Below are 16,275 nucleotides of genomic sequence, written 5' to 3' on the forward strand. Positions count from 1 at the left end.
CATGTTGAGTGTGGACCGTGTCTGTACTTCCGCGATATAAGCGTCTAGCCCCAATAGATTCTTCAAATTCATATTTTGTTGTTGTAGCGATAATATATGCCAATCAATGATAGGCCCGTGACCTTTCTGAAACCGTGCCGCCATATAATACGTCTTTTTTTTATCGCTCATATATGTTGTATCCTACATCTCTGGTAATTTGGCAATATACTATATCAATTGCTAGCAATATAAGTAATAGAATGCTAGAAAATGCCATTGGCGATATGTTACACTCGTTTTTAGCAGTCATGTATTTCATTTGCTAAAGGAGTAGCATCATGTACGCCGTTCTTCGCAATCGCAACTATGCCTGTCTCTGGTTTGGCGGAATTATATCCAGCCTTGGCGATTGGGTGCTCAGAGGAGCCTTGCCGTTCTATGTGTATGCGCGCACGAACTCAGCGCTGATCGCGGGTTTGACCTTCATGGCGACTGCACTTCCCTGGGTCTTGTTGTCATCGGTGGCAGGTGTGTTCGTTGATCACTGGAATTACAAGCGAACGATGATTATTGCCGATCTTGCGAGAGCTGTGTTCATCTTGATGTTGCTCCTCGTGGTTGTCGTCCCTCAGCTTTTCTGGCTTGTCTATGTGGTAAGCTTTTTGGAGGCATGTATTACCCAGTTCTTCAATCCCGCATCAGTCGCTTTAGCTCCCCAGATCGTAAGCAAAGATCAGCTTCAGGTGGCCAACTCCCTCGGCTCCATGGGCGCAAGCTTCTCTCGGCTGGTGGGACCGCTGCTGGGAGGAATGCTGCTGAGCCTTCTGGGTCCGGCGAGTGCATTCATTGCTGATGGGCTCTCCTACATTGGCTCTGTTGTCATGATCGCTCTTGTGCTCGTTCCAACCACTCCAACAGAGGAGAGCCACCAATCATCACCACGATCCGAGGCGATGACGAAGTGGATGACCTACTGGCATGACTGTTAGAGGGACTCCGCGTGGTCAAGGAGGCGCGCCTCCTGCGTGTGCTCTTCCTCGTCATCGCGTTGTCCGGGCTCGCCGATGGAATGATTGCCGCTGTTTTTGTGGTTTTCCCGGCGTCCGCCTTGCATTTGGGATCTGCGGAGTATGGAGGCATGGTCACGGCACTAGGGGTGGGAAGCCTCGTTGGCAGCCTGCTTGTCGGGCCGCTGGCGAAAAGGATCTCTCCCACACGTTTTCTGGCTGTCGGTCTGTTGGGGGAAGGACTGGCCTATCTCTGGGCCTTCAATAGCAGATCGTTGATCCCGATCCTCGTTTTGTTTGTCCTATCTGGGACGCCGAATGTGGGGTGGCACGTCAGCATGCAGACCCTGCTACAAACCGAAGTCGAGGAGCGTCTTCGAGGACGAGTCTTCGGGGCCTATGTGTCTACCCTCTCACTCCTGTTATTGATTGGGAACGCCCTTGGCAGTGTTGCGGCAGCACCGCTCGGAATCGTGCTCATCCTTTCTATTGGCAGTGGCTTTATGCTTCTGGCTGCCGCTGTATCTTTCGTTTTCATGCGCGATGCTCCCACAACCGTCTTGCAGCCATCGACAGGAAACGAACGAGAGAATGGGTTTGTGAGCCGCGAGTAGCCCATGATCGTGCATTGCGTGCTTACCTTCTGCCTGAAGGCCTGAAACCGGTGCAAGAATTGGTCGAAACAGCGGTCCCGCATATATAGCAGAAGAGGCGAAGCTCCTGGTATGTTGGTATCCTCTCACCGAGTTGGCTGACCGTTCGCCTCTTATTCGCTGGTTCTACTGAAAATTACGCATCTCCTGGAGGGATTGCAAAAATTGCAGGCTGATATGTACAAAGTAGTCTGGAATGGAGTCATGGCGATGATATGCTAACAGCTTAAGACCAAGTTCTAAGCGCCACAAAACAATGCGTACATCAAAGGCCATCGCTGATGAAGGTGATGGTCGATATTTCTTCAGGAAGCCATTGGGTAAGGAACAGTGATCCTCAAGGTTGGCTTCCGGTGAAATAATCCCTGTAGGCAAAATCCCAGGCGGGGTCGCCACTTCTGGGAAACTCAAAGTCTATGAAACCTGTTATTTGTTTATCATCGATCAGAATTTGTTGTGGGCTGAAATCTCCATGAAGCAGGCAGTGCGTATATCCTGTTGATCGACGCGCAGAAGGTGATCGCCCACCTGTACCTGCTCAACGACCTGAGCAGCGTCCCTATCCGTTGCTATCTCCAGGACGCGATAGGAGCCATCTACGTGAGGTAGCCAGGTGCATCCAACCAGGTCCATGTCGGGGGGATCGGGCGTAGTGTATTGCTCCAGGTACGTTGTCTGTCCAGCATAGTCGATCTCGACATGAAAACATCTGAGCTCATTGCCAGCAAGCGCACCAACGATTGGACCTGCCATCATGGAAGACATATATGAGGGTAGGCTAAGGTCCTAGCGATTTTGTGGAGTAAATCAATTTGTTCTATTTCTGGATCTGCCAGTGGCGATTTCGCAATAGCCCTGAGCTACACGGCTATTGCGAAATCGAAAGCGAGAACTCTGTCAGTCCACTCAAGCCAGATGGCAAACAATCTTGCCTCGTTGACTCTGATTGGATCACAACAGGGCGGTTCATCGACTGTAAAACGTCTTGAACAAAGAGAACTCCGAGCGGTTGCGAAGCCCTTTGCTCTGCTTTTCTCTAGACACTGCCACATAGCTGTTTTTGGAAGAAGGCCAGCACCTCACGAACCTCTATCCTCCAGTCGCCATGGAGAGGTATGACCGCCTTCAACAGGGACGAATGTCACATCGGCATCAACTGCTTTGAGCGCCTCATATAACAACACGGCTTGCTGGAAGGGGACAATATCATCTTGCGTGCCATGAATGATCAGAAAAGGTGGGACAGCATTGGTGATGTAAGCAATAGGATTGGCACAGCGAGCCAGTTCCATCCGTTCCTGTATAGGTCCACCCAGTAGACGCGCTTCTGGTGAATCAGGAGCATCGTGCCACCCTCCCATACGCAACAGATCAGTGGGACCCGCAAGAGTAGCGACGGCCTGTACCTGGACCGAATACCGTTCAACAACTGGTGTGCCTTCTGGATTCTGTCGGTTCCCGGAGGTTCCCAACAGGGCAGCAAGATGTCCACCGGCAGAGTGACCCCAGGCACCTATCCGTTGTGTATCGAGGTGGTACACCTCGGCATGTTCATGCAACCAGCGCACAGCCATCTTGATATCTTCAATCTGAGCTGGAAAGGTAGCCTCACCACTCAAACGATACCCAATACTGATGGTAAAAAAACCTTGCTCTGCGAAGAATCGGTTATGTTCGCCGTCTTTCTGCCCTTGATACCACCCTCCTCCGTGGATTTGTACAACGACGGGCATGTAATTCTCTGGCAATGGCTCTGGTCGCATGATATCGAGCAATAAAGGCTTTCCGTCGTCAGTTATGCCATAACAGACATCAGGAATTAAGATGGGTGTGAACGCAGTATTACTCATGGTAAAGCTCTCCTTTGTTTGTTGTGCCATAATGGCCTCGCGCTCCTGAACAAAAATTGCTCTTTTACTCGGCAATTTTTTCATCCTTTTAATGGGTAATTGAAGCCATATGCACTGATCCCTGATTTATTTCTGCCCAATATACAAGAAGTGTCCGGTTATCCCTTGACCTTCTTCAATCCATTTCTCTCTCCATCAGGGAGGTCCGCATCATAGGATTGTCCTGCGAGCATATGGTGTTTGGCGAGTTCATAGTGTTTCGTGATTGGTGACATCTGGATACCATTTTCCTTTCAAAACAACAGCATAGTTTGAAACGGTAAGCTGAGGGAACCTAAGGTGCGCAAAGAGGTTGTGAAGAGTTCTGGCAATCATTGCAGGATGCGAGTATCTCTCTATAGAGCTGCGCAAAAGGCCAGTATGAGCTTGCAAAAGGTGGGATCAATAAGAAATGTCAGCGGAATGCTCGCCGGAGATCTCTGTCAAACACCTCTGTTGCCGCGCTTCTCCATACCTCTGAGCACCATTGAGGGTTTGCTCGGTAATACGTTGTATTTCTCATCATTGGTCTTGTGCGCGATAATCACAGACCGATACAAGAGAGAAAACTGGACAATTGAGTGCCTGTCCCCTCTTGGGATACATCGTATGTTGAGCAAGAAGAGTGGTGCTTGTTTCACTCAGTGAAGATGAAACAGGATGGAGTTACCCACTGATTGCGCAACGAGTTAATCTCACCAATGAACACTGGAAAAGGTTCTCTTGACATCCTTCTTGCTCTCCCTTATACTTACATTGTAAACTTACAATGTAAGTATAAGGGAGACGAGAGTCATGGCGAAATCTGGTGAGTCACTCACACGGCAACGGGTGTTAGAAGCAGCCTTGCGCTTGCTTGATCAAGAGGGTCTGGAAGGCTTTAGTATGCGCAAACTCGGCGCTTTGCTTGGGGTTGAGGCGATGTCACTCTACAACCATGTTGAGAATAAGCGAGCTGTCTTTGATGGGGTAATCGAACTGCTCATTGTTCAGGCTCCGTTGCCTGTGCATCCTCATGCCACGCCACGTGAGGAATTATGGACCATTGCTCACGCCTTTCGAGACGTTCTGCGCGCTCATCCCCGCGTGCTTCCGCTTATCGCAACCAGCCCGTTGCGTACATCAGCCTCTCTTGCGATGTTAGACCGCCTTCTTGAAACACTCCATCAGGCACAGATTACCGGCGTTCAGTCCATCTATGCGCTCCAGTGCCTGGTCGGCTTTATTGTTGGGCATACGTTGCTTGGCACTGGAACGCAAGCGATCGCAGGTCTGGAACCAGGGCCCAATGGTCCCACGGTCTGGCAACAATTTCCGGCAGAGCACTATCCCAGGCTCCACACGTTATTGCCCGAGATTGCCCAGTGGAATGCTGATCAGGAGTTTGACTTTGGACTCGAGGCGCTCCTCCAGGGTCTTTTTGGGTAAAAGAAAGGTACACACGATCGCATGAGGACAAAGAAAAAACACTACAAGATAGCAAACGGAGAGGTCCAGCTCGCGGTCAGCGAGACAGGACAGGGGCAAACGCTGCTGTTCTTCAACGGAGGGGGAGCAACACAAGTGAGTTGGAAGCGACTCATCCACGAACTTCGTGAGTCGTATCGGCTTGTCACCTTCGATTTTCGCAATCATGGCAAAACAACGCGCTCGTCTGATGTCTCTTTCAAGGGCTTCTTGAGCGATGCCGAGGTCATCATGGACCGGGTTGCTGGCGAGCAACCGCTTGTGGTTGGCTGGTCCCTGGGGGCCGATCTGGCTGTCTGGTATGCAGCAGCACATCCAGGAAGAGTAGCAGGGCTGTTTCTCATTGACGGTGCCGTCCCGGTCAATCTTGTAACTGATCCTGAGGATCTCAAGCGCCGCCTCGATACGCCCGCAATGAAGGTTGGGCCGCGCCTGCTCTCTCTGGTTGGCATGGGGTATCGACTCACGCCTTCCGAGTATGCAGACCTGACTATTGGGGTGAATATGCACCGTGAACAGCTCCTTTCGGCCTACGACCAGCTTGATTGTCCTGTCGAGCTTGCCCTGGCAACGAAATCTGCTGGGGAAAAGGGGGAGCGTGCTGAGCGCAACAATGCGCTGTGGCGGGCTGGCGGTGAACAACTCGCACGCCTCTACCCGGCATGTGCGCTCCAGTGGGTGGACAACACCCACCTCCTTCCGTTCAAAGAACCAACAACACTCGCACGATCTCTCGACGCGTTTGCTCAACGCATTCGAGCTGGCTCGCCAATCCCAACAGGAGACCAGCGACCATCACCAACTGACCCCGCATTGGAAACACAGCAAAGGGAAGAGAAATGAGTGAGGCACGCGCACACCTACGCCTGGTGAAAGCGCATGAGGCAAGTCGTCCGAAGCGTTGAAAGCGTGAAAAAGCGTGAAGGAGAACAATCAATGGGTATGGCTGATTCTCTGGTCAGCATCCAGGCGCTCTCGCGGTCTGAGCCCTCGACCCCTTCCTGGTTCGGGGAAGTCGTGGTGCTAACAGCGCATCTTCGCAAGCATGGTGTCCTCGGCAAGATCAGCGAGCAGGTGCGCTTTGCGCGAAAGCGGTTCGGGCGGTACGAAGTCGTCGATTTTCTGGCAGTGCTCTTCGGCTATGCGATCAGTGGGGAGCGCACCCTGGAGGAGTTTTACGAGAGCCTCCAGCCGTTCGCCGTTCCGTTCATGGCCTTGTTTGAACGCGACCGGCTCCCCTCTCGCTCAGCTCTTTCACGTTTTTTAGCAGCGTTGACGCCAGCCCCCGTCGAAGCCCTATGCACCTTTTCTTCGATGATCTGCTCGATCGGCCACTCACACCTGACAAACAGACTGGGGGGCTGGTGGATCGAGCGGGTCACGCCTGGATCGTCTTTGACATTGATGGCACGCGAGAAGCGGCGAGGCAACGTGCCGTGCCTCAGACTGACGACCTGTCCCTGGCTTTTCGTCGGTTGGATGACGTGTGTGCTCCTGGCTACACCGGACGCAAACGCGGGCAAGTGGTTCGGACCCGCACAACGGTAAGTCAGGCCCACAGCTACCACTGGCTCGGCAGTTTTGGAAACAAGGGCAACGGGCGCTACCGAGAGGAATTGCGAAAGGCGCTCGGTGCCATTGGTCGCTATCTCACGGCATACCAGTTCCCCCAGGCGCGTGCTTTGGTGCGGCTTGACGGACAATATGGCCTGGGAGCTGTGGTCGCAGATGTAGCTTCCTTCGCCTTCGTGACCCGTGGCAAAGAATACACGGTGCTGGATTGCCCGCTGGTTCAGGCGCGTCTGCATCTGCCTCCCGATCAGATGCAACAGCGTCCCGAAAGTCGGACAGTGCGCAGCCTCTACGATTGTCCAGAGGTCCCGGTGGGACCCGAGGGCGTCGTATGCCGCGTGGTCGTGGCTACCCATCCGGCCACCGAAAAGAAGAGCCCGGTTGGAGTCACCCGCGCGGGCGTCGTGTACGAACTCTTCTTCACGAACCTGCCACAGCAGGGGTTCACTGTTTGCGACGTTGTCGAGTTGTATCTGCATCGCGGGGCCTTTGAGTCAATATTAGCAGACGAAGATCAGGAGATCGACCCCGATCGTTGGTGTAGTCACACTGCCTGTGGCCAGGAAGCATGGTGCATCGTGAGTCAATGGGTGTGGAACCTACGCCTGGAACTGGGCCATCAACTCAAGCCGGAGCCGTTGCGCACCACCGAGTTTGCGAAAGCTCCGTCCGAAACCAACGAACAGCAGTCTCCCACTTGTGGATATGGCAAGCCGACGGTTGCCATCGCCTTCAAAGCAGGCCGTTTCTCGGGGCAGGACTTCACGCTTCAGCCAGATGGCACACTACGCTGTCCTGCCAAGCAACAGCTTGTTGCCCATGAGCGACGCTGGGAAGCCGATGGCAGCCTGCGTGTGGTGTATGGAGCCAGTATTCGCAGTTGCCGTCCCTGTCCAGTACGTGAGCAGTGCCAATGGAATGGCGGGGCAACGGCAAAGCCGCGTCAGGTGAGCGTCCTGCTTCATCCGGTGACGGTTGGGTCTGCTCCGCTCCTCTGGCAGGACTGGAGCCGTAGAACTCATCGGCGTGCCTGCATCCATCTGCTTCGCCACCAGCGCATAGAGATCCAGGCAGAGCCAGGAAATGACCCGAACGCTGCTCCCCCAGCCGTCACTCCCGCGTTACTCTCCCGTGCCGAGCGTGCCCATTATCGTCTCTCGTGGGCACAGCGGTTGGCTCGCAATGCGCGTCCCGAAACGTCTGGGCAGGTAACGATCCGCTTGTTCGGCGTTCCCGAACGCTTTGCAGCCTCTTTCGGTTGGGCCGCAGCGTAACCGCATGCTTCTCGCGGCTCCTCTTCCTCAAACAAGCGTGCTTCTCCGGCCGCTTCTTTTTCTCTCTTCTCCGGCTGGCTCTTCGATCCCTCTTGCCTTCCCTTGTTTCCGCTCTTCAGCCTTCTGTTTCTGCTTCGTTCAAGGCGAAAAGAACTCCGTTCTGGACAATTCCCGCATATCAAAGCGGTGTTTAACTTTTCAACAACCTCGTTGCGCAATACGTGGGATGTGTAAGGGAGCCTGAGTGGTTTGCTCCTGTCTCCATACAGCATCCAGTTCATTCATCAGCTTTGGCATCGTTAGTGGTTCTGATGAATGAACTGGCGGGCGTCCGCAAGAGTGTCAAAACCGTTGATTTCCTGTGACAAACCGTAGCGTTTGATAGCTCTCCAAGACAGAAGGTGGAGGACCGAGTTGATTGCTCAAGCTGAGACAAAAGTCCTGGCAAGACAAGAATGTATTTGTCAATGATACTGGGGACCAATTTCCAATCTGATTCGGGGCAATGAATCCCTTTTAGTGTGGCAACGATAATTTGATTCTGGGGCCATTTGACAACGAAAAAGGGAACCGCCGCTCTTTTGACAATGAAAAAGGGAACTACCTCTAATCCCGACTCACTAGTTGGAAGCACGTGTTGAGGTAAAACTGACCCAAACGAGCTGGGAAGACCAGGGGCAAGTACTTGTAAAGCGCCAGACACGATGATATACTCAGTCTATTGAATAATGTTCTTCGATAGCTGAAAGGAGGTGAAATGTATGGACAAAACACGCATCTCAATGAGGCTATGCACCGAACCCGCTATGTGCGAAAGAGCCTGAACTCGCGACTCCAAAAATGGACCGCGTTTTGGCAATATGCAGGCATTCTCGTCTTTCTTGCATAGCGGTCGCAAGCGAAAACCAATCTTTGTGACAGGGATCATCTCCCTCGTTTGCCCATCCTGAGTGCATCACCTCTGCTTTTTCTGTCTCCAACAAGAATTTCCTAGGGCCGTTTGTGCCCTGGAGCGCGCCTCGCGTTTTGACACACAAGAAATGAGAACATATTCATGACTGAACATGCTTTCCCGGTTGCCTCTTTCTACAAAGGCTGGGATGGGTACCAGCAACACCTGGTTCATGCTCTGGCGCCCCTTTCATCTGAGCAGCTTGCCCTGCGTGCAGAGCCACGCCTGCGCTCTATTGGCGCCATTGCGAGCCATATCATTGGGGCACGCGCCGGATGGCTGTACTATGTACTCAAGGAGAACGACAAGAATCTCGTTCCACTCCATACACGGAATGTTCCAGCTCAGCCTGAGCAATCTGGCGCCGAACTGGTCAGCGGACTGGAAAAGACCTGGCGGGTGATCCAGGATGCCCTTCAGCGCTGGACGATTGCCGATTTAGATGAGATTTTCCATGAGACTGATGGGAATGGAGAAGAACAAACCTATACCCGTCAATGGGTCATCTGGCATCTACTCGAACATGATCTGCACCATGGTGGTGAGATCTCGTTCACGCTTGGTATGCATGGTCTGGCTGCCATCAACCTGTAAGCAAATTCACCGCTCTTCACCCGAGGCGGAGACCAGCTCGTCTCCGTCTCGATAGATCTCTTTTGCTTTCTTCTTTGCTTGAGTTTACCTCGTTGCGCAACCCGTGGGAGTTAGCGGTGGGCCGGCATAGATGTCAGAACCTCCGTAAAAGATAATAATTGATGTATTCGCATTATGCCCACAGAAAGAGGAGTTTGTCAATAAAATGTGTTTACGGTGCGAGATTTTTTCGGGTCTCTGTCCTTGCGGGTGAAATGAGACAAAGAGGGGAGGAGAAAAAATGACAAGCTCATCATTCGTTCAACTTGGTACCCAACAAAAAAACAGCCAAGTGAGGCGAATAATAAGCTATGTCCAAGCAGCATATCACATCATCAGCAGCGCCCCAAACCGAGGGGATGTTGGTCCCATTGAACCTTCCCGGCTTTCGCATGTGTGACCAACAGTGGCAAGAGGATGGAACCATCAGCGTGGTGATCGTATCCACGGCCAGCCGCCAACCGTGTCCAGTGTGTCAGCACAGCTCTTCCAAGATCCATGATCGGCGACCTCGCCGCAAACGCGACCTCCCGTGTCAAATGATGAAGGTGGAATTGATCCTCATCAAACGGCGCTTTCGCTGCGACCAGTGTCAAAAGGTGTTTACCGAGCGCGATAGTGCCTGTGGATGGTGTCGCCGAACCACGGCACGCTTGCGGCAAACGATTGGGGACCAGGTTTTCAAGCAGCCCTTGGTCGATGTCGGCAGGAGCTTTGGCGCCGGCTCGCGTTTTGCGCAGGCTTGCTTTCAAGCTGTGCTCCAAGAGGAGCTTATGAAGCATGGGCGAACGCTGGAGGAGGAAAGTCGCCTGCCGGCCCCTCGCTTTCTGGGAATAGATGAGTTTGCCAGACGCAAAGGACAGGTCTACGACACCATCCTGTGTGATGTCGAACGGCATCAGGTCCTCGAAGTGGGAGAAGGCCGGACGCTGGAAGCGGTGTGTGCGCTGCTCGAACGGCTTGAGAACCCGGAAGCCGTGCAAGCCGTCAGTATAGATACGTAATTTACGTACGTAAAAACGTTTTCATTCTCCTCAGCTCCAACCTCTGGAGGCTCTACGAAAACGGGTCAAGGTCAAAACCCTCGAAGTGATTCGAGGAAGCCCTCGTGCTTCAGCCGGGGGAGGATGTCAATGACGTTTGATATAGGATGGCCATTGAGGACAACGGAGGTGATAGCTCATCCCCGGCGTTTCACAGCCAAATTGAGCGAAGAATGTGCGGGCCGGTTCGTTGCGCTGACATTCTTCCACTGTTGCTACAAGGTTTGATTTGCCATATTTTGCCGCAACCTCAAACAGATCGGCAAGCATAGCCTCCTCGACCCCACGTCCCATCGCTCGGCAACTCATGACAAACGTATCCAATACTATGTCATCATGATTGAGCCTGGCAATCCAGGCGCCAACTATCCCATAGTCTCCAAAGCGGTCGTACGCCTGTGTTAGATGCACAATATACGACTGTTCAGCACAGATCTGTGATAGCTCTAGCGTGGAACGACGACGACAATTCAGGTTAAATTGATTGGTTTTGGCGATAAGCTGTGTTAACCTGGGTATATTGGTGGCTGCTGGTGGAAACATCCTGACTTCAATTTGTAACTGTGTCAGATAAGCTTCCGGTGATGTTACTTCTTTCCTGGCGGCAGCACGCAGGCGCTCTTGTTGATAGTAGCCTGTTCGTTTGAGATCCTCTGAAAGAGGTGGTAATCTATCCAATACACCTGCCGATTGGAGCGCTTCTAGCCAATCAACGGGGTCTGCCGGAATCTGTATACAGACGATCTCAGGAAATACTGCCTGCACCTCTACAATTTCGGCGGGGTTATCATCTATAAATACAAAACTGTCAACTCCAAGCTTCAGTTCATCGACAAGTTCTTGGATGCTGGCTGCCTTTGATTGCCAGCCAATGCGCCATGCAGAGAGCATCTCAGGCTTGAGGAGCATTTCAGGACGCGCAAAAACTTCCCAGACATCCGCCTCATCATTTTTACTACATAGTGTAAGAAGCATGCCTGTGCGCCGTAATTCTAGCAAAAAAGCCTGGAAATCTCTGTAAGCAGCTCCTGGTCCATTCGCATCTAAATCAACCCCCAGTGGCCCATTTTCACCAACGACACCACCCCAGAGCGTGTTATCAGCATCAAGAACAATGACTTTCCGCGCCGGTTTTCTGCTCAACAGAAGCAGCCGCGCCAGACGTTCACCTAATGAATGAAACAGTGTTTCAGAAAAGGGTATATGTGCTATTGCGAGGAGACGTTGATTGTAGGCAGAGGCACTTCCAATTGAACGAATTGCTTCTTCTAAATCAAGCAACAGTACTCCTGATTGCTTTGCGAGTCGGAGGCGGAGTGCTTCGCGTACTGCGGTTGCAATAGCAAAGATGCCTGTAACATTACAGGCATCACCAATGCCCAGTGGTCGTTCCTCAGGGATAGCAGGCAAAACGAAAACCAGCGTTGTTTGCCAGTTGCGCATAGTCTCCAGGAAAATGTCTGCCAGTTCGAGGGCTTCCTGGACAAAACTTTCGGCCGACTCAGCTAATGGAAGATCCCGTCCAGCCCAGAGATCTTCCAGTCGTGGCCAGGCGACGAGAATGGTAGGCGTAAACCTGGCGGTCTCACTTTTCTCGTCCAGGCATTGCTGCGCCATCTGGTTATATGGCCCAATCCTGACATCTGTAGGAAGACCAAGCTCTTCTAACGCAAGGCCAAGATATGGAACTATTGGATTCGCTGTGAAGGTACTCAAGATTATTAATCGCTCTTGAACCGCACGTTCAGTGCTAACAATCTTTTGCCAGCTCTGACGCTTTTGTAGCAAGCTCACCATTATCTCCTTTTTGTCATTATTTTTAATGAACTGTTTGGATGCGTATAACTGCTTTGTTGTCTCTTATTTAGCGGTCGGTCAATCGACTGTGTTGCTATCTATTTTTATCGATCTTTGTTGCAAAATATGATATATATCGGCTACGCAGGTTAATGTGTGTATCTCTCGTGTTGTCAATTTTATGTTATACACTTCTTCAATGGCTTCTATTAATTCCAGGTGTTTAAGACTACTCCAGGCATCCAATGTGTCCGGACCTGTAGAAGATGTAATGAGCGATAACGGGACATTCATGACGCTTGCAATCAATTCTTGTACTTTCATAAAGCTCTTCCTGACGTATTCGCAACTTTTCCAGTGGAAAACCGATAATCTATGAGTATGGGATAAACAATGAAATCAGAATCGACCACGCTGCTGTGAGCAATTCTGAAAGAGTTGTGTCTTGTGAGGATGTACTCTCTTCGTATTTACTGCTAGGTGTCGGGTCTGGGTACGTCTTAATGCAATAGGCGTAAACTATTTGAATGCTGGCTTGAAATACCCTGGTGGATTTCTGCAAGTGATCTGGCATGTGTGTAGGAAATGAGAATGCGGCAATGCTTCCGTGTACTCATAATGGTAATGAGCAACTTCCTGGAGAAGGATCACAGACTGTCATCACATTGATCACAGGGGCATTATGCCCGAACATGGCAGACACGCCCTGCCACTTTGCCATACCCTTTATGCAAGTAGGAAAAATGTGCTTCTTTTCATTTTTGTCGGAGCAAACGCTACAACGAAAGGATTGTGATGCTGACGTTTTCTTTCCCAGGACTTCCTGTTGTGAAGTGTACAAGGAAACCAGAGGAAAAGAAACGGCTCTATAGCGGCTACCCCAGGAAATTCAAGGGGCTATTAAAGGCTTTGAGGAGGCTAGAGAGGCTACAAAGAGGCTCTTCTCTTGTTTGCTGATGTGCCTGAAACCCTGTGGATCGGTAGTTGCACTTCAAAACATGATCCGTGTCCAACGCGGCTCTGAAGGTGCACTTTGCCGCCATGTATCTGGACTATCCACTTAACAAGAGCCAGACCCAGACCACAACCACTGGAAGACGGTGTGGGGTCCTCCGCTCGTGTGCTTTCCCTGGATACGCCAGTAGGAACAACTTGAAAGAAACGATTAAAAAGGTACGGCCAGTGCTCCTCTGCGATACCTGGACCATCATCTTGTATTCGTATGCATTCCTCAGTATGGCATTCAATGTGGACGTGCCTGCCAACCCCTGCGGTATATTTCAGTCCATTCTCGATGAGGTTTGTAAGCATGAGCGCAAGATACTCGTGATTGCCTCGCACTAAGAACGTTAATATTGCCCCTAGCGACAGTTCTACCTGATATCTTTGGGCAGAGGAACAAGGCGCTCTATGACATCAAGAATCACTTCGCTAACATCGATAGGCTCATGGGCAAAGATTGCCTGTTCTGTATCTATACGGGCGAGTGTGAGCAACGCGGTCACTGTCCGTGTCATTTGTTGAGCTTCTGCTTGAATAATTCCCAATTCATATTTATAGGTAGTATTGAAGCCTATAAACAGGCAGATTTCTATCTAGCCTCTTGAAAGCCCCTAAAAAACCTCAGTAGCCCCTTACTCTATCTTCATTAGCCTCTTCATAAGCATTTCTTTTCGCAACATCTCCTAGTACACTTACTATGAGTGATTTTGGAAAAGATAGCGTGTACAGAAAACGATCACGTGTTTGCTCTTTTCATAAATGCACAGTATTTATCATATAGGTAATCTCTTGCAAATAACGCATTTAATCATTATTGCCCATTGTAGCGTATCCATTGATAGGAATGAATAGGATAGAGCATCTTCTTACGCAGATATTAAATTTGTTTGCAAAAATAGCGGAGCATGCTTTTGATAATCAGGTTTTATGACGCCATATGAGCTGTAAAAGTTAAAAATATGAAGTGAGGAGACATTATGGCTCGATTAGATTCTATTATTAACGTTAATGCCCGGACGGCTGCAAGCAAAAGGCTTGCGTATAATAATGCCTGGTATCCTTTTCGTACCGGGCTACGACCGGGGTGTGATCTCGCGTGAATATCTACTATGCTCAAACTAAAAATGTCTGGTTTCCATACTTGCAACGTAAGTCAGGTGCTCGTGTGCGATTGTTCTGCTTTCCATATGCTGGTGGAGGGGCATCGATTTTTCGCACCTGGTCAGAGAATGTACCGCCAAATATTGAAGTATGTCCTGTGCAGTTCCCTGGTCGTGAGAATCGCGTGATGGAGCCGCCCTTTACGAATCTAAATGCGCTGCTGGCATCTCTGATGCCATCTCTGTTGCCATATCTCGATATGCCATACGCCTTCTTTGGTCACAGTATGGGGGCGCTTGTAAGTTTTGAGCTTGCTCGTTTATTGCGTCGAATGAATCATAAGACTCGCCCGATTTATCTTTTTGTTTCTGGTCGGCGTGCTCCAGATATTCAAGATATTGATCCTCCATCTCACAATCTAACAGAACCTGCATTTATTGAAGAGATCCGTCGGTTGAAGGGAACGCCGGAGGAGGTATTACAAAATGCTGAGTTACTGAAAATGGTCATACCACTTTTGCGTGCCGATTTTGCATTATGTGAAACATATACATATGAAAAGGAACTACTACTGAAATGTCCACTATCTGTTTTTGGGGGATTACAGGATAAAGATGTGACGCGAGAGGCTATTTCTGCATGGCAAAAGCAAACTTCCTGTGCCTTTAAGATGCATTTCTTTGCTGGTGATCATTTTTTTCTGCGTAAGGAACGATATGCTCTCCTCCATGTGATTACTCAAAGCCTTTTGCCATTGCTATACTCAAGTACTTAGTGCTCGCGCAACTTTGTACGATATGTATGATTTGCTGGCGCCACCCTGACCTATATAGTGTAGCTGCTAGTGTGACGGTACAGGGAGAGATATATTGCAAGAAAAGGATCTGCTAGCGTATGGTCGTATTCTCCTTGAAAGAAATCTGCGCTCCCTAATTTCTTCAGTAGACATAATGGGCAAATAGGAGCAATGAGAAGATGACTCAAATATAGTCTTTACGGGATTTCGCCTGATCAAGTAACACCGTAGAATTCTTTTGCATGGAGGATTGTTTTATGTTTCTTTCACCTGATGGCTTGCTCCGTATCTCTCGTCCAAATGAGCATGCTCAAGTGCGACTTGTCTGCTTTCCACCTGGTGGATCTGACGCGTGGATGTGGGATGCTTACTCCAGGCGCTTGCCAGAAACCATAGAATTGTGTGCCATCCAACTTCCTAATAGGGGGGAGGAAATGGCAGACTATACAGATCACTCCCAGATTATCGCTGCCGTTGGTCAATCATTGCTTACTCATACTCGCAAAAGACAGAAAATCGTTTTTCATGGTTATTGTGTCGGAGCTCTTTGGGGGTATGAGGTCGCGCTCTATTTACGCGAAGTAGCTGGAGTGCAACCAGATCACTTTATTGTTATCGGTTGTATGGCTCCGCATGAGCGGGCAGCACAGACTGCATTTATGAAAACACCTGCTTTTGTTGATGTCATGACAGGTTTTTATAAACCAGGCTCGCCGGAATATAACTATATTCTCTCAATTATCCCGGCGGTAGAGCATGATTCTGAAATGCTGTCTCAGGATATATCTCCGTTGGATAAACCTTTTGATTTTCCTCTGACAGTTTTTGGAGCCGAACACGATCAGTTTGTCCCCAATTGTGAGGATCTCCGGGCCTGGCAGGGCTATACCCGGGGACCTTTTCGTGTCCAGATATTTGAAGGGGATCATTTCTTTGGTTTACATCATCCTGATTTTTTGATGAAGTTGCTTACAGAATGCATTCAGACAGAGCTTTCCCTGGCATAAAGTTTTTCTTTTATAGAAAGTTGGCCCGGAGTGGTTTGATTGCAGTCTGGTTTCTGTTTGCAGTCGATACTTTCATCGACTGCAAACAGAAAAGAACCCG

Annotated in this window: 18 protein-coding genes; 11 read left to right on the forward strand and 7 right to left on the reverse strand. The window is 50.2% G+C overall.

Annotated features, from left to right (window positions below; translation table 11 throughout):
• The first annotated feature begins 320 nt into the window (after positions 1–320).
• Both JMI88_RS40160 and JMI88_RS40165 read left to right on the forward strand, forming a co-directional pair.
• Positions 321–971, forward strand: coding sequence for an MFS transporter (locus JMI88_RS40160; protein ID WP_201364080.1), 651 nt, complete (start codon positions 321–323; stop codon positions 969–971).
• Between the two features lie 11 nt (positions 972–982).
• Positions 983–1,603, forward strand: coding sequence for an MFS transporter (locus JMI88_RS40165; RefSeq protein ID WP_201364081.1), 621 nt, complete (start codon positions 983–985; stop codon positions 1,601–1,603).
• Between the two features lie 165 nt (positions 1,604–1,768).
• Here the strand turns inward: JMI88_RS40165 and JMI88_RS39475 are convergent, their stop codons facing one another.
• The 3 genes from JMI88_RS39475 to JMI88_RS21810 all read right to left on the reverse strand — a co-directional run bounded on the left by JMI88_RS39475 (position 1,769) and on the right by JMI88_RS21810 (position 3,492).
• The gene (locus tag JMI88_RS39475; RefSeq protein ID WP_236023001.1) at positions 1,769–2,053 is read right to left on the reverse strand and encodes a hypothetical protein; all 285 of its coding nucleotides are present in this window, start codon (positions 2,051–2,053) and stop codon (positions 1,769–1,771) included.
• A gap of 33 nt (positions 2,054–2,086) precedes the next feature.
• A complete protein-coding gene (locus JMI88_RS21805; RefSeq protein WP_201364082.1) occupies positions 2,087–2,398 on the reverse strand; it encodes a hypothetical protein in 312 nt (103 codons plus the stop codon).
• A gap of 323 nt (positions 2,399–2,721) precedes the next feature.
• Entirely contained in the window at positions 2,722–3,492 is a 771-nt protein-coding gene (locus tag JMI88_RS21810) for an alpha/beta hydrolase (RefSeq protein WP_201364083.1), read from the reverse strand.
• 834 nt (positions 3,493–4,326) lie between these two features.
• On the opposite strand from JMI88_RS21810, the gene JMI88_RS21815 reads away from it, so the two are divergent.
• From JMI88_RS21815 to JMI88_RS21835, 6 genes are all read left to right on the forward strand, one after another.
• Complete coding sequence (locus JMI88_RS21815; protein ID WP_201364084.1) at positions 4,327–4,959, forward strand: TetR/AcrR family transcriptional regulator; 633 nt, start codon at positions 4,327–4,329, stop codon at positions 4,957–4,959.
• A 21-nt stretch (positions 4,960–4,980) separates the two neighbouring features.
• Positions 4,981–5,841 (forward strand): alpha/beta fold hydrolase, encoded by an 861-nt coding sequence (locus JMI88_RS21820; RefSeq protein ID WP_201364085.1) that lies wholly within the window; start codon positions 4,981–4,983, stop codon positions 5,839–5,841.
• A gap of 66 nt (positions 5,842–5,907) precedes the next feature.
• On the forward strand, positions 5,908–6,546 hold the full coding sequence (locus tag JMI88_RS39480; protein ID WP_236023002.1) for a hypothetical protein: 639 nt from the start codon (positions 5,908–5,910) through the stop codon (positions 6,544–6,546).
• Positions 6,435–7,844 carry a hypothetical protein gene (locus JMI88_RS21825; protein ID WP_236023003.1) on the forward strand — a complete coding sequence of 470 codons (1,410 nt, stop codon included), beginning with the start codon at positions 6,435–6,437 and terminating at the stop codon, positions 7,842–7,844. Before JMI88_RS39480 ends, JMI88_RS21825 begins: the two co-directional genes overlap by 112 nt.
• Positions 7,845–8,898: 1,054 nt before the next feature.
• Positions 8,899–9,390, forward strand: a complete 492-nt coding sequence (locus tag JMI88_RS21830) for a DinB family protein (RefSeq protein WP_201364086.1) — start codon at positions 8,899–8,901, stop codon at positions 9,388–9,390.
• A gap of 350 nt (positions 9,391–9,740) precedes the next feature.
• Entirely contained in the window at positions 9,741–10,433 is a 693-nt protein-coding gene (locus tag JMI88_RS21835; RefSeq protein ID WP_201364087.1) for a transposase, read from the forward strand.
• A 126-nt stretch (positions 10,434–10,559) separates the two neighbouring features.
• Here JMI88_RS21835 and JMI88_RS21840 read toward each other — a convergent pair whose 3' ends face one another.
• The 4 genes from JMI88_RS21840 to JMI88_RS21855 all read right to left on the reverse strand — a co-directional run bounded on the left by JMI88_RS21840 (position 10,560) and on the right by JMI88_RS21855 (position 13,786).
• A complete protein-coding gene (locus JMI88_RS21840; RefSeq protein ID WP_201364088.1) occupies positions 10,560–12,260 on the reverse strand; it encodes an HAD-IIIC family phosphatase in 1,701 nt (566 codons plus the stop codon).
• An 87-nt stretch (positions 12,261–12,347) separates the two neighbouring features.
• Positions 12,348–12,593: an acyl carrier protein gene (locus JMI88_RS21845; RefSeq protein ID WP_201364089.1), complete on the reverse strand. Its 246-nt coding sequence runs from the start codon at positions 12,591–12,593 to the stop codon at positions 12,348–12,350.
• A gap of 603 nt (positions 12,594–13,196) precedes the next feature.
• Positions 13,197–13,610: a sensor histidine kinase gene (locus tag JMI88_RS40760; RefSeq protein WP_373323932.1), complete on the reverse strand. Its 414-nt coding sequence runs from the start codon at positions 13,608–13,610 to the stop codon at positions 13,197–13,199.
• Positions 13,611–13,642: 32 nt separating this feature from the next.
• A complete protein-coding gene (locus tag JMI88_RS21855) occupies positions 13,643–13,786 on the reverse strand; it encodes a hypothetical protein (protein WP_201364091.1) in 144 nt (47 codons plus the stop codon).
• Positions 13,787–14,248: 462 nt separating this feature from the next.
• Between JMI88_RS21855 and JMI88_RS40170 the strand changes: the two genes are divergently transcribed.
• The 3 genes from JMI88_RS40170 to JMI88_RS21865 all read left to right on the forward strand — a co-directional run bounded on the left by JMI88_RS40170 (position 14,249) and on the right by JMI88_RS21865 (position 16,175).
• Positions 14,249–14,371: a hypothetical protein gene (locus JMI88_RS40170; RefSeq protein WP_268906006.1), complete on the forward strand. Its 123-nt coding sequence runs from the start codon at positions 14,249–14,251 to the stop codon at positions 14,369–14,371.
• Positions 14,368–15,147 carry a thioesterase II family protein gene (locus tag JMI88_RS21860; RefSeq protein WP_201364092.1) on the forward strand — a complete coding sequence of 260 codons (780 nt, stop codon included), beginning with the start codon at positions 14,368–14,370 and terminating at the stop codon, positions 15,145–15,147. The genes JMI88_RS40170 and JMI88_RS21860 overlap by 4 nt, the downstream gene beginning before the upstream one ends.
• A 278-nt stretch (positions 15,148–15,425) precedes the next feature.
• Complete coding sequence (locus JMI88_RS21865) at positions 15,426–16,175, forward strand: thioesterase II family protein (RefSeq protein WP_201364093.1); 750 nt, start codon at positions 15,426–15,428, stop codon at positions 16,173–16,175.
• Positions 16,176–16,275: the final 100 nt, after the last annotated feature.

It is taken from the genome of Dictyobacter formicarum (genome assembly GCF_016587435.1).

Bases quoted from the DNA above. Each gene is read 5' to 3' on its own strand.
- JMI88_RS40170 (WP_268906006.1), top strand. From the start codon at position 14,249: ATGGCTCGATTAGATTCTATTATTAACGTTAATGCCCGGACGGCTGCA.
- JMI88_RS40160 (WP_201364080.1), top strand. From the start codon at position 321: ATGTACGCCGTTCTTCGCAATCGCAACTATGCCTGTCTCTGGTTTGGC.
- JMI88_RS21845 (WP_201364089.1), bottom strand. From the start codon at position 12,593: ATGAAAGTACAAGAATTGATTGCAAGCGTCATGAATGTCCCGTTATCG.
- JMI88_RS21810 (WP_201364083.1), bottom strand. From the start codon at position 3,492: ATGAGTAATACTGCGTTCACACCCATCTTAATTCCTGATGTCTGTTAT.
- JMI88_RS21805 (WP_201364082.1), bottom strand. From the start codon at position 2,398: ATGATGGCAGGTCCAATCGTTGGTGCGCTTGCTGGCAATGAGCTCAGA.
- JMI88_RS21865 (WP_201364093.1), top strand. From the start codon at position 15,426: ATGTTTCTTTCACCTGATGGCTTGCTCCGTATCTCTCGTCCAAATGAG.
- JMI88_RS21855 (WP_201364091.1), bottom strand. From the start codon at position 13,786: ATGACACGGACAGTGACCGCGTTGCTCACACTCGCCCGTATAGATACA.
- JMI88_RS21820 (WP_201364085.1), top strand. From the start codon at position 4,981: ATGAGGACAAAGAAAAAACACTACAAGATAGCAAACGGAGAGGTCCAG.
- JMI88_RS21835 (WP_201364087.1), top strand. From the start codon at position 9,741: ATGTCCAAGCAGCATATCACATCATCAGCAGCGCCCCAAACCGAGGGG.
- JMI88_RS21830 (WP_201364086.1), top strand. From the start codon at position 8,899: ATGACTGAACATGCTTTCCCGGTTGCCTCTTTCTACAAAGGCTGGGAT.
- JMI88_RS21815 (WP_201364084.1), top strand. From the start codon at position 4,327: ATGGCGAAATCTGGTGAGTCACTCACACGGCAACGGGTGTTAGAAGCA.